This window comes from Cellvibrio sp. BR (genome assembly GCF_000263355.1).
Taxonomy (GTDB): domain Bacteria; phylum Pseudomonadota; class Gammaproteobacteria; order Pseudomonadales; family Cellvibrionaceae; genus Cellvibrio.
Map to the genome: position 1 here is coordinate 440285 of NZ_JH668202.1, position 19280 is coordinate 459564.

The 19280-nt window shown below is 49.8% G+C and carries 19 protein-coding genes; 11 read left to right on the forward strand and 8 right to left on the reverse strand.

Going from position 1 to position 19280, the window contains the following annotated elements; translation table 11 throughout:
• From O59_RS22050 to O59_RS12210, 3 genes are all read left to right on the forward strand, one after another.
• Positions 1 to 194, forward strand: a 194-nt coding sequence (locus tag O59_RS22050) for a hypothetical protein (protein WP_232283081.1), incomplete at its 5' end; no start/stop codon positions are given.
• A 74-nt stretch (positions 195 to 268) separates the two neighbouring features.
• A complete protein-coding gene (locus tag O59_RS12205) occupies positions 269 to 577 on the forward strand; it encodes a hypothetical protein (protein ID WP_040392325.1) in 309 nt (102 codons plus the stop codon).
• A 62-nt stretch (positions 578 to 639) separates the two neighbouring features.
• The gene (locus O59_RS12210; protein ID WP_040392327.1) at positions 640 to 1011 is read left to right on the forward strand and encodes a lysozyme inhibitor LprI family protein; all 372 of its coding nucleotides are present in this window, start codon (positions 640 to 642) and stop codon (positions 1009 to 1011) included.
• Between the two features lie 86 nt (positions 1012 to 1097).
• Here O59_RS12210 and minE read toward each other — a convergent pair whose 3' ends face one another.
• From minE to minC, 3 genes are all read right to left on the reverse strand, one after another.
• On the reverse strand, positions 1098 to 1355 hold the full coding sequence (minE, locus tag O59_RS12215) for a cell division topological specificity factor MinE (protein WP_007643089.1): 258 nt from the start codon (positions 1353 to 1355) through the stop codon (positions 1098 to 1100).
• 3 nt (positions 1356 to 1358) lie between these two features.
• Positions 1359 to 2168: a septum site-determining protein MinD gene (minD, locus tag O59_RS12220; protein WP_040392330.1), complete on the reverse strand. Its 810-nt coding sequence runs from the start codon at positions 2166 to 2168 to the stop codon at positions 1359 to 1361.
• 106 nt (positions 2169 to 2274) lie between these two features.
• Positions 2275 to 3033 (reverse strand): septum site-determining protein MinC, encoded by a 759-nt coding sequence (minC, locus tag O59_RS12225; protein ID WP_007643093.1) that lies wholly within the window; start codon positions 3031 to 3033, stop codon positions 2275 to 2277.
• A gap of 285 nt (positions 3034 to 3318) precedes the next feature.
• Between minC and O59_RS12230 the strand changes: the two genes are divergently transcribed.
• Positions 3319 to 4848, forward strand: a complete 1530-nt coding sequence (locus O59_RS12230; protein ID WP_007643095.1) for a DUF3300 domain-containing protein — start codon at positions 3319 to 3321, stop codon at positions 4846 to 4848.
• 152 nt (positions 4849 to 5000) lie between these two features.
• Complete coding sequence (locus O59_RS12235; RefSeq protein WP_007643098.1) at positions 5001 to 5555, forward strand: hypothetical protein; 555 nt, start codon at positions 5001 to 5003, stop codon at positions 5553 to 5555.
• An 83-nt stretch (positions 5556 to 5638) separates the two neighbouring features.
• On the opposite strand, the gene O59_RS12240 is transcribed toward O59_RS12235, so the two are convergent.
• A complete protein-coding gene (locus O59_RS12240; protein ID WP_007643102.1) occupies positions 5639 to 6751 on the reverse strand; it encodes a site-2 protease family protein in 1113 nt (370 codons plus the stop codon).
• A 157-nt stretch (positions 6752 to 6908) separates the two neighbouring features.
• Here O59_RS12240 and O59_RS12245 point away from each other — a divergent pair, with 157 nt between their 5' ends.
• The 3 genes from O59_RS12245 to O59_RS12255 all read left to right on the forward strand — a co-directional run bounded on the left by O59_RS12245 (position 6909) and on the right by O59_RS12255 (position 12128).
• Positions 6909 to 7739 carry a S1 RNA-binding domain-containing protein gene (locus tag O59_RS12245; RefSeq protein ID WP_007643104.1) on the forward strand — a complete coding sequence of 277 codons (831 nt, stop codon included), beginning with the start codon at positions 6909 to 6911 and terminating at the stop codon, positions 7737 to 7739.
• Positions 7740 to 7763: 24 nt separating this feature from the next.
• The gene (locus O59_RS12250) at positions 7764 to 8744 is read left to right on the forward strand and encodes a Gfo/Idh/MocA family protein (RefSeq protein WP_007643106.1); all 981 of its coding nucleotides are present in this window, start codon (positions 7764 to 7766) and stop codon (positions 8742 to 8744) included.
• Between the two features lie 345 nt (positions 8745 to 9089).
• On the forward strand, positions 9090 to 12128 hold the full coding sequence (locus O59_RS12255) for a TonB-dependent receptor domain-containing protein (protein WP_007643110.1): 3039 nt from the start codon (positions 9090 to 9092) through the stop codon (positions 12126 to 12128).
• Positions 12129 to 12184: 56 nt separating this feature from the next.
• On the opposite strand, the gene O59_RS12260 is transcribed toward O59_RS12255, so the two are convergent.
• Both O59_RS12260 and O59_RS12265 read right to left on the reverse strand, forming a co-directional pair.
• The gene (locus O59_RS12260) at positions 12185 to 12742 is read right to left on the reverse strand and encodes a DUF1415 domain-containing protein (RefSeq protein WP_007643112.1); all 558 of its coding nucleotides are present in this window, start codon (positions 12740 to 12742) and stop codon (positions 12185 to 12187) included.
• 3 nt (positions 12743 to 12745) lie between these two features.
• Entirely contained in the window at positions 12746 to 13228 is a 483-nt protein-coding gene (locus O59_RS12265; protein WP_007643115.1) for a DUF1456 family protein, read from the reverse strand.
• 73 nt (positions 13229 to 13301) lie between these two features.
• Between O59_RS12265 and O59_RS12270 the strand changes: the two genes are divergently transcribed.
• Positions 13302 to 13847 (forward strand): sugar O-acetyltransferase, encoded by a 546-nt coding sequence (locus O59_RS12270; protein ID WP_007643118.1) that lies wholly within the window; start codon positions 13302 to 13304, stop codon positions 13845 to 13847.
• Here O59_RS12270 and O59_RS12275 read toward each other — a convergent pair.
• Both O59_RS12275 and O59_RS12280 read right to left on the reverse strand, forming a co-directional pair.
• Entirely contained in the window at positions 13844 to 15679 is a 1836-nt protein-coding gene (locus tag O59_RS12275) for a GGDEF domain-containing protein (RefSeq protein ID WP_007643120.1), read from the reverse strand. The two genes, O59_RS12270 and O59_RS12275, sit on opposite strands and share 4 nt — an antisense overlap.
• A 10-nt stretch (positions 15680 to 15689) precedes the next feature.
• A complete protein-coding gene (locus O59_RS12280; protein ID WP_157152563.1) occupies positions 15690 to 16898 on the reverse strand; it encodes an extracellular solute-binding protein in 1209 nt (402 codons plus the stop codon).
• A gap of 316 nt (positions 16899 to 17214) precedes the next feature.
• Here O59_RS12280 and O59_RS12285 point away from each other — a divergent pair, with 316 nt between their 5' ends.
• Positions 17215 to 17469 (forward strand): OadG family protein, encoded by a 255-nt coding sequence (locus O59_RS12285; RefSeq protein WP_007643126.1) that lies wholly within the window; start codon positions 17215 to 17217, stop codon positions 17467 to 17469.
• Between the two features lie 16 nt (positions 17470 to 17485).
• Positions 17486 to 19279, forward strand: coding sequence for a sodium-extruding oxaloacetate decarboxylase subunit alpha (gene oadA, locus O59_RS12290; RefSeq protein WP_007643128.1), 1794 nt, complete (start codon positions 17486 to 17488; stop codon positions 19277 to 19279).
• Position 19280: the final 1 nt, after the last annotated feature.

A 19280-nucleotide genomic window follows, 5' to 3' on the forward strand; every position in this document is an offset into this window, starting at 1 on the left:
CTGCAAGTATGGTAATGCCAGCTTTTGTTATTTATGCAGAGTTTTTCCGCCCATACGAAGGTGGAGGGGCTTCATTTTGGCCTATTTCTTTCTACGTAGGTGGCGCTGCCGGTTTCATATCCGCATGCATTGGTGCTGAGGCAGGTTTTATAGTTAGCAAATTCTTAAAAAACAAAAGGCCTAACAAAGCGTAGCAACCCGCGCACTTCGTGCGCTCGACAGTTTGTAAGTCACTTTTTGCGGGTAAGACCAGCCTGAGAATTATGAAATGGAAAATTATAAAATACCGGACTGGGTGCTCCATAACTTTCAGTTGTGGCTGTTAGAGTTTGATAATAATAGACCTTATTATACTAGACTACCTGACATTACATTTACGGAATTAAAGAATTCTTATCAATTAGTCCTGCGTGAGGCCTGTTTGGTTGGATCGGCAGATAGAAGAGCTTTATTTTTACTTAATGAACTTGCGGGTCTTATTTGCTCTAAGGTAGAAAATCTACAATTTCCAGCATGCGAAGTTTCGTATACTTTGCAAGAAGAGCTTAGAAAAATGGAAAAGCATAACAAAGTGTAGCAACACGCGCACTACGTGCGCTTGACAGTTTGTAAACCGCATTAAGCTAAATAAGGAGTCACATGAAATATTATGTTTTTGCAATAGCAATTTTTTCTATGGGTGTATCAGCTAGTGAATGTTTTGACGAGCCAAGTACTATTCAAAGAGCGCAATGCCATGGAAAAGAAGTTGCTAAATTAGATGTACAGCTGAATTTAGAATATAAATACGCTATTTCACAACTGAAAAAAAACCCAAGAGTTACGGTTGAGGAATTTAGGGCAGCTCAGGGGCTCTGGGTAAAATTTATTGAAGCAGACTGTCAAGTGAAAGGTAAGCTGTATGGCGGAGCCCCAGCATGGCAAACGGTAGAATATCAAATGTGCCGTAAAGAGTATTATGAAAAGCAAATTTTATTATTTAAAGTAACTTCACACAAAGCGGCGCCTTAGCTTAACAAGCGACTGCGGCAAAAAAAGGGACGCGCTTACACAGCGCGTCCCTTTTTTATTGGCTGCAGAATCACACTGCGCATGGTTTAATCCGGCAGTGTGATGTTCAATTCCAACACCGAACAGTTGTCAGAATTGTCGAGGTTCACAGTCACCTGATCGGATTCGATGTGAATGTATTTGCGAATTACCGCAATAATTTCCTGCTGCATTTGCGGCAGGAAATCCGGTTGGTGCAAGTTGCGTTTGGTACGCTCATGCGCCACGATAATTTGCAAACGTTCCTTTGCTACAGATGCCGATGACGGCGCGCGCTTCTTGCGCAAGTAATCAAAAATGCTCACGGCTTATACCCCCAGCAAACGCTTAAGGAAACTTTTCTTTTCCGCTTCCAGGAAACGGTGAGGAATATCTTTACCCAGCAGGCGATCCACTGCGTCGTTGTAGGCCTGACCTGCAGCAGTTGCGTCGTCGAGAATCACCGGAGTACCCTGATTCGACGCTTTTAATACCGCTTCTGATTCGGGAATTACACCCAGCAGCGGAATGGCAAGAATTTCTTCTACATCGCTAACACTTAACATTTCACCCGCCTCTACGCGCACCGGGTTGTAGCGAGTGAGTAGCAAATGCTCTTTGATTGGCTCCAGATTTTGCTCAGCGCGGCGCGATTTGCTTTGCAGAATACCGAGGATACGATCCGAGTCACGCACAGAAGATACTTCCGGGTTGGTGACTACAATTGCGATATCGGCGAAATACAATGCCATCAAAGCGCCCTGTTCAATACCGGCAGGGGAATCACACACGATGTATTCAAAATCTTTGGACAGTTCATTGATAACAGTTTCCACACCCTCGCGGGTGAGTGCGTCTTTATCGCGAGTTTGCGAGGCAGGCAACACGTATAAACCTTCAGTGCGTTTATCTTTGATTAACGCTTGATTCAATGTCGATTCGCCTTTCACAACATTTACGAAGTCGTAAACAACGCGACGCTCACAACCCATAATCAGATCGAGGTTACGCAAACCCACGTCAAAATCGATAACCACGGTTTTATGGCCGCGCATCGCCAAGCCGGTGCTGATTGCTGCGCTGGAGGTGGTTTTGCCCACTCCGCCTTTACCTGATGTAACAACGATAATCTTGGCCAAGGGAGGCTCCTTTAAATAACAAAACTGGCTAAATAAAAAATAATGGATAGATAACAAATCATGGATAGTTAAACAAAATCCGGAAATATCAAATGGGCATGCACATCTAGCTATTTACCAATGCGTCCACAACCACTTTTTCGCCCTGCAGTGATACCTGCACCGGCTTTTTGAATAATTCTTTTGGCAGGGAATCCTGCAATACAAAATTACCTGCCACCGAAACTAATTCCGCCTCCATTTGCTGGCAGAAAATGCGCGCCGTTTCATCGCCTTTTACACCGGCAAGTGCACGGCCGCGCAGGGTGCCGTAAATATGGATATGGCCATCAGCCAAGACTTCCGCACCTTCACTGACTTGCGCCAGAACAATCAAATCCGCGCCTTCCGCGTAAATCTGTTGGCCTGAGCGCACCGGGCGAGTAATGACTTTGCTCTGGCGCTGCACCAGTCGCTCTTCAATCACAGTTTCAACAACGGTTTCCACAACACGCTCAACCACCGTTTCTACCGCAGCAGGTGTATCTTGTTTGGGGAGTTTAAGCGCGCGCTCACTGGGGGTTGGCAATATGGCCAAACCGGTCTTGTTGACTGGCGCTAACAATACCTCAGGTACGCCGCTAAAACCTAGTGGTTGTAAATCCAGTTCGCGGCAAATAGTCAGTAAATCCGCTATTTTTTTCAGGCTTTCCGGATTTTCAAGACGATCCAGATTAATCAATACCGGGGAGTTCACAAAGAACTGCGGCGCTTGGGTAATTTTCTCTTTCAGTTCGTCTATCAAACTCTTGGGTTCGTAGCGAATAATCGCTAATACCACTACGGTAATAGCACTACCTTTTAACTGAAAATTCACATCAATCATGCGCGGCTCTCGGCGTTCGGCTCTGGGTTTTCGGGTATGAGGGGCAATACTGCAGTTTGCATTACAGCGGTGCGCCATTATCGGGGCGCTTGTTGATTAGTCAAGCAACAGCGTAAGCAGTACAGATAAGTAGTGAAGACCGAGGGAGCTATAACCGGGAGCAAAGCGGTGATAAACAGTTCAGCCAGCATTAAGCCCCGTGCGCCTATAAATGAACCATGAGCGCCAATCCGCCCTCTAATGGGTGCTTGGGTTGATAAATGCGTGATAACAGTGAGAAGCATCATGACTAGCCAGCTACTGCAACGCCCCGGAAAACTAGCGTTAACACTCAGCCTGCTGTTGCCGTTACTGGTGGGTTGTACCACCACTAACGCCGTGGAGCCTCCAGCCTATCGCGGTGCCGCGACGCAAGCGAGCTTTAGTGAAGCGCAGTTGGATTCACTGCTCGCCCCTGTCGCCCTCTACCCCGACACGGTTTTATCCCATGTGCTGATCGCATCCACCTACCCGCTTGAAGTGGTGGAGGCAGACCGCTGGGCGCGCAATAACCCGCGCTATAAAGGGGAAGATGCCGTTAATGCAGTAGACAATCAGGATTGGGACCCCAGCGTAAAAGCCTTGGTCGCCTTCCCTGAAATTTTAAAGCGCATGAGCGATGACTTGGATTGGACCCAGCAATTGGGTGACGCCTTTCTCGCCAATGAAGAGCGGGTGATGGACAGTATCCAGAACCTGCGTAACCGCGCGTATGATTCGGGTAATTTGGACAAAGTTGAACATGTGCGAGTGATTCGCGAAGAGCGAACCATTGTAATTGAACCCTCGGTTGAGCGAGTGGTGTATGTACCCGCTTACGATACCCGTGTGGTGTATGGCAGCTGGTGGTGGCCGGACTACCCACCGGTGTATTGGCACTACCCCAGCAGCTATGTCTTTGTATCCGGTTTCTACTGGGGCCCCCGCGTTTACCTCGGCCCCCGCTTTTATTTCAGCGCGGTACATTGGCATCACCGCCGTGTTGTGGTGGTAGATCACCACCACCATCACCGCTTTTACAACAGTCGCAGTATTGTGCGTCACAGCAATGCCCGTCATTGGCACCACAACCCCGTGCATAGACGCGGCGTGGCCTATTACGACAATCACACCCGCGAACGCTTCAATAGCCCACGCGAAAGCTATCGGGATACCCGCGAGTACCGTAGCAATCTGCGCGACAACAACATCGCACCTAACCGCGCACGGGATCAACGCCAGGGGCGCGACGAGCAATTCCAGCAACGTCTGGAGCGCCGCCAGGCTGGCCCTATTGGCGGTAACGATGCGCGTGCACGGATCTACGGTGGCGATGAACAGCGCAATCCCGCCCGTTCCGAGCAACTGCGCGAGCGTATGAATAATCGTGCCGAACACAATCGCCCTGAGCAACAGGCACCGCGTATTCGTCAGGGCGAGGAACAGCCGCGGGTGCGCAATTTCCAAACAGAGCGGGAAAACAACCAGGTAGAGCGTCACAGTCGGCAACTGGAACGTCGCGAGAATGCTGTGCAACAGCCTGCGGCCAGAACCCAACAACCGGAATATCGGGTACAGCCCAGTCCAAACACAAACCAGGAACGGCAGCGCATTTATCGCACCGAGCAACCCAGCAGGCAGATAGAACCGAGCCGCATGGAGCGGATCCAAACACAGCGCCCGCAGCCAGTGGAGCGCGCCCAATCCCGTTTCCAGACTAACGAGCGCCGCGAAACGCCCCGTGTAGATCGCGGCAGTGACAACCGCGCCGGTATGCGCGGCGAACGTGAACGCTAAGATCATTGGCCCCGCAGCTCATGCGGGGCCCTCACTTTCCGCCTCCTGAAAAAGCACAGCGCTGTGCAATCAATCAACTAACTTTTATACTACTGCAACATTGGTGGATCACACTGGCTTCACCCTCTAGCACAACAGAGCATTTCTTTCCCATGCAGAAAATCGCACAACTTTTTCGTTTACTGATACTGATTGCATTCACTTCAACATTACTGGCCTGTAGCACCCATCGCTCTGCGCAAGACACCTGGCCAGACGCCATGCCTTCCCGCGCGTATTTTGTAAAAGTGTATGAGGCAGACAAAATCAATAAGCAAATCCAGACAAGAGATGAATACCTCACCTGGATTCTGCGTTTTTATAATGGCTGGGAGTTGTATCGCCGCGGCTGGATCAAAATGACCGATGAGCTGGTTGCCCAGGTACAAGATCCGCAACAAGTCACTGAAATCCGCTACAAAATCGACCGCATAGGGCGTTTGGTATCGGGCGAATGGGCTAAAAAGTCGGATACGCGCACTATTTATCTGCGCCATGTATCCATCTGGGGTAACGCGTTGTTGGAATCACTTGATCGCGACCAAGCCCTGCCCTTGATCAATCAAGTAAATCAGGATGTGGATGACCTGCTGGCACACAGAATCAAACCCGAGGTGATTACCGCCGACCGCTATTTCCCCGCCGATGAAGATGATCCTTTTTTGTAAGTAGTTCAGATCTCACCACCCCAAAAACAAAAAATCCCCAACTGGGGATTTTTTGCGTTAAGCGAACCAGATTAAACAACAACCTAAGAAGCCAATACCTTAATTGCAATCTCGGAACCCGGCAGTTCATCGGCGGCGATCAATAAAATCATACCGATAAACATCGCCACTACAGCTAAATACCAGAGCACTGAAAACCAGATACCGTAGCGTGTTAAGGGGGGAATATCCTCCGCCAACCCCATGCGCCAACCAGCAAGAATATCAATTACTCCCAGCACAATAAAAAAGGTGATGAAATACAAACCCAACTTCCACGCCAATACAAAACACAGCGCGGAAATAATGAGCAAAGCCACCAATGCCAGATAATTGCGCCCGGAAAACACCAGCGATTTAACCACGCGCCCACCATCCAGCGGGTGTACAGGAATCAGGTTAAACAAGTTCAACAGCGCACTGGTGGATGCCACCAAACCGGCAAAATGGCTTCCGGTAATCAGATACACGATATAAAAGGCTACCGTCAGGATCAGGCCAAATACCGGCCCCATCATGGAAATATACACATCTTGCCAGCGGGTTTTAGGCATATCACCCACCGCCAAACCACCCACAAACGGAATCAAATACATACCCTTGGTGGGCAGACCACATTTTTTCATCGCCCGTAAATGACCATATTCGTGAAATACCAATACGCCAATTAACGCCAGCGCAAATTCCAGGGTAAACATCACGCTGTACACGGCAACCGACGCGGCCATCAAGGCGACCTTTACCACTTGTGCGGCTTTTAAAAACTTGAAGGCGATTAACCCAATCGATAACCAGGAGTTACTCTTACCGGGAGCAGGCGCCGCACCTGGATTTACCCCATCGGCCAAAGTTTGCTGTTGCGCTGCAAACGCCTGGGCGGCAACCTGCTGCTCGGTAGAAACCGGCGCACGGCCTTCAATGACGCACTGCGTGTTGAGCCACAATTCGTAGTTCACGTCCCCTGCACGCAAGTTGAGTACATAAACCAATTTCATCGCCCCCAGTGCCGGCACGACAAACTCGTGGGTGCTAGTGATCCCAAAATTGCGGCTGCTGGACATCAACTGCCCATCAACCACGACTTGTTCTTCTCCCGTTGCCGGTGTCGCTGCGACCATAAATTCGTGGCCGGCATAGTCAAACGAAAATAACTGCATAAATTACAACTCAACATTCGCCAATAAAATTTCACAACCCAAACACAGCAAACATACACCCCGCCGGAGTTTTGCTGGCCTTAACCCCACCTTGCTAATAAACTGTGCGCTATTCGCGCACAGCGCTCAATCTGCAACGTCTTTCACTGAGTCAAGTATGTTACGTATAGGTCAGCAAAACCGCTTAAAAATCATCAAACACACCGATTTCGGCATTTTTCTTGATGGTGGCAAGTTTGGCAACATCTTATTACCCAAACGCTACGTGACAGCTGATATGAAAATCGGCGAAGAGTTGGATGTATTTATTTATCTGGACTCAGACGACTGCATTATCGCCACCACCCTTACCCCTAAAGCCATGGTGGGTGAATGTGCGTTTTTGGAAGTGAAAGAAGTGAACAACGTGGGGGCATTTTTGGATTGGGGTCTACCCAAAGATTTACTGGTGCCTTATAGCGAACAGCACAAACCCATGGAAGTGGGCCGCTCTTATGTGGTGTGTATTTATCAAGATGAATACACCGGCCGCATTACCGCGTCCTCGCGGTTAAACCGCCATTTGGAAGAGCGCGCCAGTGGTTTGCGCGCGCAGCAAGCCGTTGATTTAATTATTTGCGGCCGCAGCGATATGGGTTACAAAGCCGTTGTGAATCACACTCACCTGGGGCTTATTTTCCGCGACGATGCATTCCGTACCCTGCTCTACGGCGAAAAAGTAAAAGGTTATATCAAAGCAATTCGCGCTGATCGCAAAATTGATTTGAGCTTGCAAAAACACGCACGCGACACCAAAGAAGATTTAGCCGAAAAAATTCTCAGCGATCTGGAACAAAAAGGCGGCGTCTCCTACTTGACCGACAAAAGCGACCCGGATGCTATTCACAAAGCGTTTAACGTGAGCAAAGGCAATTACAAAAATGCCCTGAGCTTGCTTTATAAACAACGTAAAATTTTGATCGAAAAAGATAAAATTACTCTCGTATAAAAATTCACACTGGCACCACACAATATGAACAAGAACAAAACAATCCGCTGGGGCATTATTGGTGTTGGCAGTGTGTGCGAAGTAAAAAGTGGCCCGGGGTTTTACAAAAACCCCAACTCGCAATTGCTTGCGGTGATGCGTCGTGATCTTGAAAAAGCCAAAGACTATGCGCTACGCCATGAAGTCCCACACTGGTATGACAATGCCGAAGCGCTGCTCAGCAATCCAGATATAGATGCCATTTATATCGCAACTCCACCCGCGCAACACAAAAACTACGCACTGGCAGCACTGGCCGCCGGCAAAGATGTCTATATCGAAAAACCCGTCACTCTCAATGCAGACGAATGCAAACAACTGATTGCTGCCGCCGAACAAAGTAGCAACAAAGTGTGTGTCGCGCACTACCGCCGCGCAATGCCCTGCTTTGTAAAAATTAAAGAGCTGTTGCGCACCGGTGCCATAGGCACACCACTACTGGCACAGATTGATATGTTGCGCCCCGCGCCTACAACACCGCCAAACGAAAATAATTGGCGACTTGACCCCGCCATTTCCGGCGGCGGTTTGTTTCACGATTTAGCACCGCATCAACTGGATTTAATGCTGCACTGGTTTGGCGGCGTAAAAGCAGCCAAGGGGTTTTCACTTAACCAACGTCAATTGAGTGCAGCAGATGATCTGGTACAAGGTTGGGCGCAATTGGAATCCGGTATTGTACTGCAAGGCCGTTGGCACTTTACCCTGGCGCCAATGTATAAGCGCGATTACTGTGAAATTATCGGCACCCAAGGCAGTATCAGTTTCAGCTTTTTTGATGACACCGAGTTTCACGTCATTAATGGCGATGGTAAACACAGCATCAAGATGAATTATCCGCCGCATGTGCAACAGCCATTAATTGCACAGGTAAACGACTATTTCCGCGGCGAAGGTGACAACCCTTGCAGCTTGCAGGATGCATTGGCCGTAATGGAATTAATGGATTGTTTTAGCGCCATTTGAATAAATGTTTTATTACACGCCAATAAAATTAAAAAAATAAAATTAAAAAACCGCACCAAATTATTGCCTGACCATTTTGATTGCACCGCACCAACACATCACCTTGTCGTCTAAAATTTTATTAATTATTTTTTCACTCTGAATTGCGCATTAGTTGTGCGCAACATCACACACTTTTACCCGTTTTTGCGCGGCAAGCTTTTTGCTTATTACTAGAATGTAAAAAGTTATACATCCACCAAACAATTCAGACTGCATGGGCGTGCACATTCGCGTGCAATAGACCAACAACTCTGGATGCACTCTTCGTAATTCAATCTAACCCGAAAAACGCAAGGAGTTGTGATGTTTACTAAAAATGCTTTGCACTTGGCCATAACCACTACCAAAGTCTCGCTAACCAAATATCTGTTGCCGCTTGGCAGCACATTATTATTGTTAAGCCCCTCAGCATTAAGCCAAACCGGCAATCCAAATAGCGCCAGTGAAATTGAAGAGTTGGTGGTAGTGGGTTCGCGCATTCGCCAAACCAATTTAAAAACAATATCACCAACCCAAATGATTACCCGCGAAAGTGCTGCCACCGCAGGGTTAAATTCCACGGTTGATTTATTGCAATCCAATGCCCTCACCGGTGGTGCATCACAAATCAATAATGCCTACGGTGGTTATGTCACCAATGGCGGCCCGGGTGCCAATACCATTTCCCTGCGTGGCTTGGGTGCAAGCCGCACACTGGTACTGATTAACGGCAGGCGTGTCGCTCCCTCCGGCACCCAAGGTGCAGTCGGCACGGCGGACTTAAATGTTTTACCCACTGCCATGATCGAACGTGTCGAAGTATTGCGCGATGGTGCCTCATCCATTTACGGTTCAGATGCAGTAAGCGGGGTTATTAACGTCATCACCAGAGAAGAGGTGGAAGGCTGGGCCATTGAAGGAGATTTTAATTACCCCACCGAAGGGGACGGTGAACAAATTCGTTTATCACTTTCCGGTGGCATGAACGAGGAACGTTTTTCACTTTCCGGTTCTTTTGATTATTACGAACGTAAACCACTCACCCTGGGTGACAGAAAGTGGACGCGCTGCAATCAGGATAAGCTGCGCGATCCGCAAACCGGAGAATCGGCAGATTTTATTGACCCTAATACGGGCAAATCAAAATGCTACCCCATCACCACTACGGGTTCGAATGGTGTAACCATTAATACCATTGGCACCCAGGGCGTCACAGCAGATAACTGGGATACTCTTGGCTTGAATGGCCCGGTCGTGGGCGGGCCCGGTTCATCCGGAACTACCTTTACCCGCTTTCGCCCTAACGCTTCAGTGACAACCGGCGTGATTGGCTACGAGGGAGTCGGCGGTGGCACTAATGACTTGAATGTGCGCGACACATTTGAACAACGCATGCTGAATGAAGATTTAATTTCCCCGGCAAAAACCTATACCGGTTTTTTACAAAGTAAATACGATTTGCAAACACTGGGGGACGCGCAATTATATGCCGAGCTGCTAGCGTCGCGGCGCGAGTCCAACCAAACCAGTTATCGTCAACTCTCCATGGATTACCGGCGCGGCAGCCCATTAATTCCCACTGAACTTGCCTACGGCGATTTTGCGGCCGACCAGGGAACCAGCGATGGAGAGCGGGTTGGTGTGCGCGCGTTTGTGGGTTTCGGCAACGACAGCAGCGTACAGGATATCGATTTTTACAAACCCACAATTGGTATACGCGGCGACCTGACATTTTTACCTGACTGGCGCTACGACATTTATGCCAGCTATGCCAAGTCGGATGCCAGCTATGAAAGGGATTCGTTCCTGATTGATAAACTCACCTACGCCAGCGATGCGATTAGTGCGCCCGCCGGCGTAGATCCAACACTGATTCGCGACGGTCTCACCTGTGAAATTAATCTCACCAATCCCGATGAAAAATGCATTCCCTACCCGCATCTAACCGCTGCTGTGGTCGGGGGCGAATTACCACAAGATTTTAAAGATTATATTTTTCGCAACACCCAAGGCTCTACCGAATATGAAGAGTCTATTTTCAGCGCAATTATCGATGGCCCGCTATTTAATGTTCCCGCAGGTTCAGTGCAAGGCGTTTTTGGTATTGAACATCGCCGCATGGAAATTAATGATCAACCCGATGCAAACAGCATCGCTGGCAATCTTTTTAATTTGAGTAGTGCAACCCCCACAATTGGCGATGACAATGTCAACGAAATCTATACCGAAATTCAAATTCCGATTTTACTCGGGGCGAGATTTGCAGAAGAATTAACCCTTAACGGATCAATTCGTTATACCGATTATGATTCCTACGGCTCAGACGACACTTACAAAGTTGGTTTTATTTATTCACCCACGGAATGGATTTCACTGCGTGCATCGCGCGGTACTTCATTTCGCGCACCGGCGCTATTTGAACAATTTCAAGGCCCAACCAGCGGCTTTCGCTCTGCATCGCTTGACCCTTGTAACGAATACGGAGCAGACGGAATCAACCCAAATCGCGCGGCAAACTGCGCACTGGAATTGCCAGGGCAACCTGAGTTTCTGGCCACCAATGGCGTTGAAGTGTTTAGTTTGGGCGGCGCTGACGCAGGTTTATTTGCAGAGACATCCGACAACACCACCTACGGTATTATTTTCACCCCCACCCTTGGCGACAGCACGGATTTGAGCATCAGCATCGATTATTTTGATATTCAAATTAATAACGGCGTACAAAAAGCCGGGGAAGATGAAATTTTGGATCGCTGCTACGATTCCGCAGATTTTGCAGCCGACAAAGGTCTGTGCCGATTAGTGCGCCGCGACCCAATCACCAAACAATTAACAGTGAATGATACTTACACGAATCTCGCTACAGAAATTGTGCGTGGGTTGGACATCAATACCACACTTTCACAGGAGCTGGGGGCGGGCACAGTGTCGCTCAATTTAAGTTTGACACGATATTACGAACAGTCGTCCAAACTTTTCAGCGACGACCCGCTGGAAGAATTTAACGGCAGTTTGGAAAGCCCGGAGTTTGGCGGTTCAGGTGAAATAGGTTACGCAATCGACAGCTGGAAATTTACCTATGGCGTGGATTGGATTAGCAGCATGGATGGTTACGCGGAAGCTGATGAAGACCCCGCCGAAAGTTTTTCTGACTACAGGGTGCCAAGCTATCTTGAACACCGACTTTCCGCTCGCTACCAGGCAGACAATTGGAAAACCACAGTGGGTGTGCGCAACCTGACTAACGAAACACCACCAGAAATTTCTGCAGGCTACTACAACCGCGTTGGCAACTCACCGCTGTATAGTGGCTATGACTATGTTGGCAGAGAAGTATTTATCAGCTTTCAGGTTCAGTACTAATTAACAATATCTGGCGCTAGCAAAGGAATGCACTGCCAGGCTAAACACTCTTGCAATCAGATTCCGCGAAAGAGATACGGAAACAACTCCTGCTTTTCTTCCGCTGTTAATTTTTCCACCCGCGCTTTATTTATTTCTGGCACCGCTTCCACATCAGGAAAAAACTGCAGCGCCTTTTCCAAACTGGCTTCACGAATAATATGCAGGATTGGATAGGGCGCGCGATTGGTTAGGTTCTCGGCGTCGTCCGGTTCAGCGCCCGCAAAACAATAATCCGGGTGAAAGGTGGCCAACTGATAAACACCTGTCCAGCGATTGCGTTTAAGCAGCTGATCGGCCCAATTTAAAAATTGGTTGTAATCAAAAAAGTCCTGCAAGTGTTGCGGAATAATTAGCAGTATTGTTTCTATTTCACTGGCAGGGGTTGCATCGAGCAATTCCAGTTCGCGCTGTAAATCCTGCAATAGCAGTTCATCGTCAGTGGCATTACTCACCACCATCCGCACGCGGTTTTCTCCTGTGGGTTTTGCGGCGAAGGGGCAAAGGTTTAAACCAATCACCACTGCATTTAGCCAGCGTGCCACAGCCACACGGGCAGCGGTATTTTGCTCCATAACTTAGGCCCCTGCCTGGCGCTGTTGCAGCAACAATCCCAACCCTTCAATAAAATCCAGCACCAACTCATCGTCGCAGGCTTTGAAATGCACATGACCTGGTTTGCGGAATAAGGCCGCAAGATCCGATTTGGTCAACTCAATGGTTGCCAACTTTAGTGCATCGCGCACTTGCTGTTCATGCAAGTTGTAGGCGATACGCAATTTTTTTAGCACATCGTTGTTAGAGATTTTGGCGTGTTTCTCAATCACCTCTTGTTCAGCGTCGTTTTTTTTGCCGCGCTGTTGTTCAATCAGGTTATTGAGGAAAATCAGCAACACATAATCCGGCATGGGTTCAAAGCCGGGCTGATAATCGGTTTTCAATAGGTTGGCGATTTCTTTATCGTTCAGGTCGATCGCAGACAGCGCAAATAACTGTTGGATTTGTAAGTTGCCCAGCGTAAGTGACTGGGTAATTTTGCGAAAAATATCGTTGGTTCTCATGGGGCTTGCTCTATGATTACAGCTGGATTTCACGCCATTCTACCGCAAATACCCCTTACCAGAGAGTCAAACTATGAACCCGTTTGTTGAGGTCAACCCCTTCGCACCAGAATTGGTAGCCGCGCGCAAACGCGCCAAACAACTCTGTCAGCAATTGAACGCCCTGCGCGCCGACCAAACCAAAGCGCGCAAACCGCTGTATCAAGAATTGTTCGGTCAGGTGTCGCGCGCCTATATTGAGCCCAGTTTTTTTTGCGATTATGGCAGCAACATTTTTTTGGGTGACGGCTTTTATGCCAACCATAACTGCGTGATTTTGGATGTAGCCGAAGTGCGTATTGGCAACAATGTAATGTTCGGCCCCAATGTACAAATCTACGCCACCACTCACCCACTCGACCCGCAGGAGCGTGCGACTGGAAAAGAGTTTTGCGCGTCCGTCACCATCGGCGATGACTGTTGGATTGGCGGTGGGGCGATTATTTTGGCAGGTGTGACTATTGGCAAAGGTTCGGTAATAGGTGCTGGCAGCCTGGTCAATAAAGATATTCCCGAAGGTGTAGTAGCCGCAGGCAACCCTTGTAAGGTGATTAAAACGGTAACTGCCAATCAGCCCTAGCTGGAGTGGGGCGATTGTTGTCGGTAATGTTGTTTTTTAGCGGAATACATACGTTCATCAGCCAGCATCAACAAATTTTTAAGTGAATCTTTGTCGGTACTGGCAAACCCCATACTGAAGCTGATGGGAAGTGTTTCGCCTGCAATGTTCATGTGCAAATCACCACACTGTGCCTTCAGTCGCTCGGCAAAACCTTCACATACAGATTCAGTTGCCTGCTCCAACAGCAAATAAAATTCGTCGCCGCCCACCCGCGCCACTGTGTCGTTTGCTCGCGCCGCTTTTTTAAGGGCGCGCGCTACTTCAACCAGCATTTGATCACCGTATTGGTGACCATAATGATCATTTACATATTTCAGCCCATTCACATCCACCACAAACACGCCGAAGTGGGCGGATTGATCTGTGGTCGGAAAGGCGGCAATTTTGTCGTTGTAACGGGCATTAAACAGATGACGATTAGGCAGCCCTGTCACTGAATCCAAATGGGCCAGTTGATGCAGCCGGGCATTGAGGCGGTGCTGGCGCAGCGCCGAGGAGAGCATGCTACACAACACCATAAGCGCCTCCTCTGCCAGTTTGCTGCGGTCACTGCGTGCGGTGATTAAAAACCCCTGATAATCCACCCCCTCACCACCAATCGCAAACAGGTGTAGATCCTCCCGGCTGTCCATCAACAGCGACAGCGAGGCATGATTATTCAAGGCGTCGTGATGCTTGCGCAGGAGTTGTTGGGTGGATTGATCCAGCTTACCCAGCAACTCACAACCCGCAAAAAACTCGCTGCGCAGCAGATACAAACCAAATACCTGACCACCAATTGTTTGCGCCAAGGCCAAGCTCAATTGCCCAAGCTCGTCCAATGGGTCGGCCTGATGAACCTGCATGGCATATTGCACCAACCGCTGTAGGGCGGCGCGCTGCGCATCCAGTAATTGCAATGGCCGCACGACTTTATCGGCCAGCCTGTTAATCACCACCACCATCAAGGCAATAAATACCACTACCACTATTACTTGCGGACGATAGGCCAGGAGCACCTGCGCGAGAATGCCTTGAATCGGGCGGCCCAGCTCCAGTTGCAGCGACTGGTTACCCGAGCCAAGCACAATGGCCGCCTGATGGCGAAAAAGATCATTGCTACTATCGCTGCGGCTAACAATCACCTCGTCACCGGCTAGCAGGCGCAATAAGGCTGGCTGACGCTGGTGCGGGTCGACACCCGCCTGCACCAACTTTTCCGCATTAACTACAACCAGCAGCAGGCCATCCACTTGAAACGGTTGGGACAGGGAACTACTGGCCGTAAGTATCGGCCGGATAAAAATCAGCGTTCGCGGCTTCTCCGGCAAACTGGGCGAAATAAACAATCGCGGGCGTGGATCACTGATGGATTCAGGCGATGAAACGACCTGCGCCATGTAGGGCTCGTAGGCCGAAATATCCTCGGTGAGCGCCCAGGTGGGGATAACCTCTATAGGGAAAAACTCTTTATCGATCAGCATTACCGTTTCAGCTGCCGGATTAGTACCAAGATAAGCTTCGATTTTTTGCACGGAAATGGGCGACAAAATGGGCATGGAGAGCGAGCGAATAACCGAGCCATCGCTGGCGATGCGATCCAGGTCACCCATTAACTGCAGCATGGCCTGCGTCAACTGAAACGAAAAACGCTCGGTTTCATGTACCAACTCGCGCTGGTAGCTGGCAACTTGCCGTTCATAGTCGGCGCGCAATTGATAAATACACAAAATTATTAGCGGCACTGCAATGACAGCCCACACCAGCAGTAAGACTGTGCGACGAAAACTCGGAACGGCCTGCTGGGTCAAGATCGGCTCCTCAGGGGTTAGCAGTAGCTGGCGTCACCATGCGCTGGGCATTGCGAATATGACGCTCGGCCAACTGCTGCATATATTTTGCAGCGGCCTGTCCATCCAGTGCGCCTTCGCGGTGACGTAAAAAGCCTTTGCCCATCGCATCCCAAATGAAGGTCATCTCTTTATCTGCCGGCAGGGGTTTGGTTTCCGCCATGAGTTCAATGGTTTTTTTAAGGTAGCCACGTGCATTTTTCTGCGCGTGCTCAAATGCCGCCTGTTCAACGGGAATTGCGCCCATCGCCAGCCAGAAATGCTTTTGCACTGCGGTGCTTTGCAGGTAATTGGCGAGTTTAAGCAACTGCGCGCGTTTACTGCCCGTCAGGCTTTGGTTGGGGAAGGACAATACATGGGAGCTGAAGGTGGGTACCATTTTGCGCCCATCGGCGGTAGGAATAGCACTGACGCCCAGATCTTCCCCCAGAGCGGCATGAAACTCCTTGCCAATCCAGTCACCATTGATGGTGTAAGCCACTGCCCCGCTTTTAAACAGATCGACCGCACACTGGTAACTGCACCCTGGATAGGGCAATTCACGTTGGCGTAGCGTTTTATAAAAATCGAGCGCTGCCGCCATTTCGGGGGTATTTAACTGCACCTTGCCCGCATTGAGCGGCCAACCGCCATAGGCGCCCAAAAAGGGTAAAAACCAGTACATTTCATCAAAACTCCAGGCGATGGGTGCAACACCTTTTGCTTGCAGGGCCGCGCGCTGGGCAAACATGGCCTCCCAATCCGCTGCGGGTTCCTGCACCCATTTTTTATTGTAAAAGAGCATCAGGTGATTGCCCTGAATCAGCGGCACACCATAGGACTTGCCATCGCTATAGCTGCTGGCCCAAATACGCGCGGGAACCTTGGCAGGAAAATCAGCGGGATTTACTTCGCTGTATTTAATGAAACTGTGCAGCCCCATATGGTCTGCCGGCATGATGATGGCATCGGGGGTAGTGTTTTGTTCCATCATGCCCATCATGCTGGACTTGAGGTCGTTCTGCTCCTTGAATTCGAACCGGACTGGAATACCCTCTTGCTGCGAGAACTCTTCCAGAATTGCGCCGAAAGAATCTTTGGCATAGGTGTAGATAATCGATAGGCCATCATTGGCCCGTGAAGGTTGCACACAGCAGAGCAGCGCTATAGCCACGAAAGCGCGAATTTTTATCGGTATCAACCGCCATTCCCCGTTTTTAAATTGCCGATGACAGCAAGAATAGACCAACCTTGCAGGATTTGATGGGCGCACGAACCCTCCCAATAACCAGCCATTCGCAGCCAAGTGTATGTTTTTGCTTGCCCAATGGCGCCATTTTTTTTAAGGTGTCCCACCCCGGGTTTACCTGAACCAGCGTATACCCTCTTTGATCGACAGCGCTACACCCTGAAAGCATCACCATAATAAACGCGCGATTTTCCTGGCGATCCCGCAAATCCCTACGCTAATAACGGCATGCTTCATCGCCGATAAGTACCACGAGGAGTCTGTTTTTATGCAAATGAAACTGTTTGAGCAAGCGCTCGACTTACTGATTTTTGGCATGGGCACGGTCTTTGTGTTCCTCGCCCTATTGGTTGTCGCGGTCAATATGATGTCGCGTTTTATCGATACCTACTTCCCGGAAGCGGTGGTAGAAGAAGCGCCAGTACCTAAACGCAAAACGACTTCCGACGCGATTGACCCCACTACCCTAGCCGTTATTCAGGCAGCCATTCGTCAACATCGCGACAAACAATCGCGCGGCTGATTCAGGAGTTTTTACCATGATGAACAACAATAACCCTCTGGGAATTACCGATGTAGTGCTGCGCGACGCGCACCAGTCATTGTTTGCCACCCGCCTGCGTTTGGATGACATGCTGCCGATTGCGGCCAAACTGGACAGCGTCGGTTTTTGGTCGCTCGAATCCTGGGGCGGCGCCACCTTTGATGCCTGCATTCGTTATTTGGGTGAAGACCCCTGGGATCGCATTCGCGAGCTTAAAAAAGCCATGCCCAAAACCCCGCAACAAATGCTGCTGCGTGGCCAGAACCTGCTGGGCTATCGCCACTATGCCGATGATGTTGTTGAGAGTTTTGTGGAGCGCGCAGCGGTCAGCGGTGTCGATGTATTCCGCGTATTTGATGCGATGAACGATATGCGCAATATCGAAATTGCCATGAAAGCGGTAAAACGCCACGGCAAACATGCGCAGGGCACACTCTCTTACACCCTGAGCCCGGTACACAATCTGGATGGCTGGGTTGCCCAAGCCAAACAAATCGAAGACATGGGCGCCGACTCGATTTGTATCAAAGACATGGCCGGCCTGCTCAAACCTTATGATGGTTTCAAACTGGTCAAACGCCTCAAAGCCGAGTGCGATATTCCGATTCATATGCAATGCCATGCCACCACCGGTTTGGCGCACGCGACTATTTTGAAGTGCGTGGAAGCGGGCATCGACAATGTGGATACCGCCATTTCCTCTATGTCCATGACCTATGGTCACAGCCCAACCGAAACTCTGGTCGCCACCCTTGAAGGCACCAATCGCGACACCGGATTGGATTTGGTACTGCTGGAAGAAATCGCCACCTACTTCCGTGAAATTCGCAAAAAATACGCGAAGTTTGAAGGCTCATTAAAAGGTGTGGATGCGCGCATTCTTATAGCGCAGGTTCCCGGTGGCATGCTGACCAATATGGAAAGCCAACTGCGCGAGCAAGGCGCCATCGACCGTTTTGATGAAGTGCTGGGCGAAATCCCGCGCGTGCGTGAGGATTTGGGCTTTATCCCGCTGGTAACGCCCACCTCGCAAATCGTTGGCACCCAAGCGGTGTTGAATGTGCTGAGCGGTGAACGCTATAAAAATATCTCCAAAGAAACTGCCGGTGTATTGCGCGGTGAATATGGCGCAACGCCCGCACCCATGAACGCCGAACTGCAGGCAAAAGTATTGCAAGACGGCGAACTGCCCATTACCTGCCGCCCGGCGGATAACATCGCACCGGAACTGGCGCAACTGACGTCGGCGCTGGAAAAAGAAGCGGCACTGCGCAATATCACCCTGAGAACCGGTGAAAACGCACTGGATGATGTACTCACCTACGCGCTCTTTCCACAGATCGGCCTGCGCTTTTTGGAACATCGCAACAACCCCACCGCATTTGAGCCGGCACCTACCGGTAAAGAGTCATCGCTAATGACCAACGATGCGGGTGAAGAAATTTATACCGTGGAAGTGGAAGGCAAAAAATACACGGTAAGCGTCAATAACGGTGGCGACCTGACCGGCATCAAGCCTCTGCACACGGGAACCAGTACCTCGGCCAGCAAACCGGCCGCCGATGTACAAGCGCGACCAGTCAATGCACCTCTGGCAGGCAATATCATCAAAATTGCGGTCAATGTTGGCGATGAAGTGCAGGAAGGCGATGTATTACTGCTGCTGGAAGCCATGAAAATGGAAACCCAGATCAGTGCGCCCTGCAGCGGTACTGTCACCAGTATCGATGTCAAAACCGGCGATTCTGTCGTGGTTGGCAAAACCCTGCTTACGATTGCGGGGGAATAAT

Bases quoted from the DNA above. Each gene is read 5' to 3' on its own strand.
- O59_RS12205 (WP_040392325.1), top strand. From the start codon at position 269: ATGGAAAATTATAAAATACCGGACTGGGTGCTCCATAACTTTCAGTTG.
- O59_RS12210 (WP_040392327.1), top strand. From the start codon at position 640: ATGAAATATTATGTTTTTGCAATAGCAATTTTTTCTATGGGTGTATCA.
- minC (WP_007643093.1), bottom strand. From the start codon at position 3,033: ATGATTGATGTGAATTTTCAGTTAAAAGGTAGTGCTATTACCGTAGTG.
- O59_RS12230 (WP_007643095.1), top strand. From the start codon at position 3,319: ATGACTAGCCAGCTACTGCAACGCCCCGGAAAACTAGCGTTAACACTC.
- O59_RS12235 (WP_007643098.1), top strand. From the start codon at position 5,001: ATGCAGAAAATCGCACAACTTTTTCGTTTACTGATACTGATTGCATTC.
- O59_RS12240 (WP_007643102.1), bottom strand. From the start codon at position 6,751: ATGCAGTTATTTTCGTTTGACTATGCCGGCCACGAATTTATGGTCGCA.
- O59_RS12245 (WP_007643104.1), top strand. From the start codon at position 6,909: ATGTTACGTATAGGTCAGCAAAACCGCTTAAAAATCATCAAACACACC.
- O59_RS12250 (WP_007643106.1), top strand. From the start codon at position 7,764: ATGAACAAGAACAAAACAATCCGCTGGGGCATTATTGGTGTTGGCAGT.
- O59_RS12255 (WP_007643110.1), top strand. From the start codon at position 9,090: ATGTTTACTAAAAATGCTTTGCACTTGGCCATAACCACTACCAAAGTC.
- O59_RS12260 (WP_007643112.1), bottom strand. From the start codon at position 12,742: ATGGAGCAAAATACCGCTGCCCGTGTGGCTGTGGCACGCTGGCTAAAT.
- O59_RS12265 (WP_007643115.1), bottom strand. From the start codon at position 13,228: ATGAGAACCAACGATATTTTTCGCAAAATTACCCAGTCACTTACGCTG.
- O59_RS12270 (WP_007643118.1), top strand. From the start codon at position 13,302: ATGAACCCGTTTGTTGAGGTCAACCCCTTCGCACCAGAATTGGTAGCC.
- O59_RS12285 (WP_007643126.1), top strand. From the start codon at position 17,215: ATGCAAATGAAACTGTTTGAGCAAGCGCTCGACTTACTGATTTTTGGC.
- oadA (WP_007643128.1), top strand. From the start codon at position 17,486: ATGATGAACAACAATAACCCTCTGGGAATTACCGATGTAGTGCTGCGC.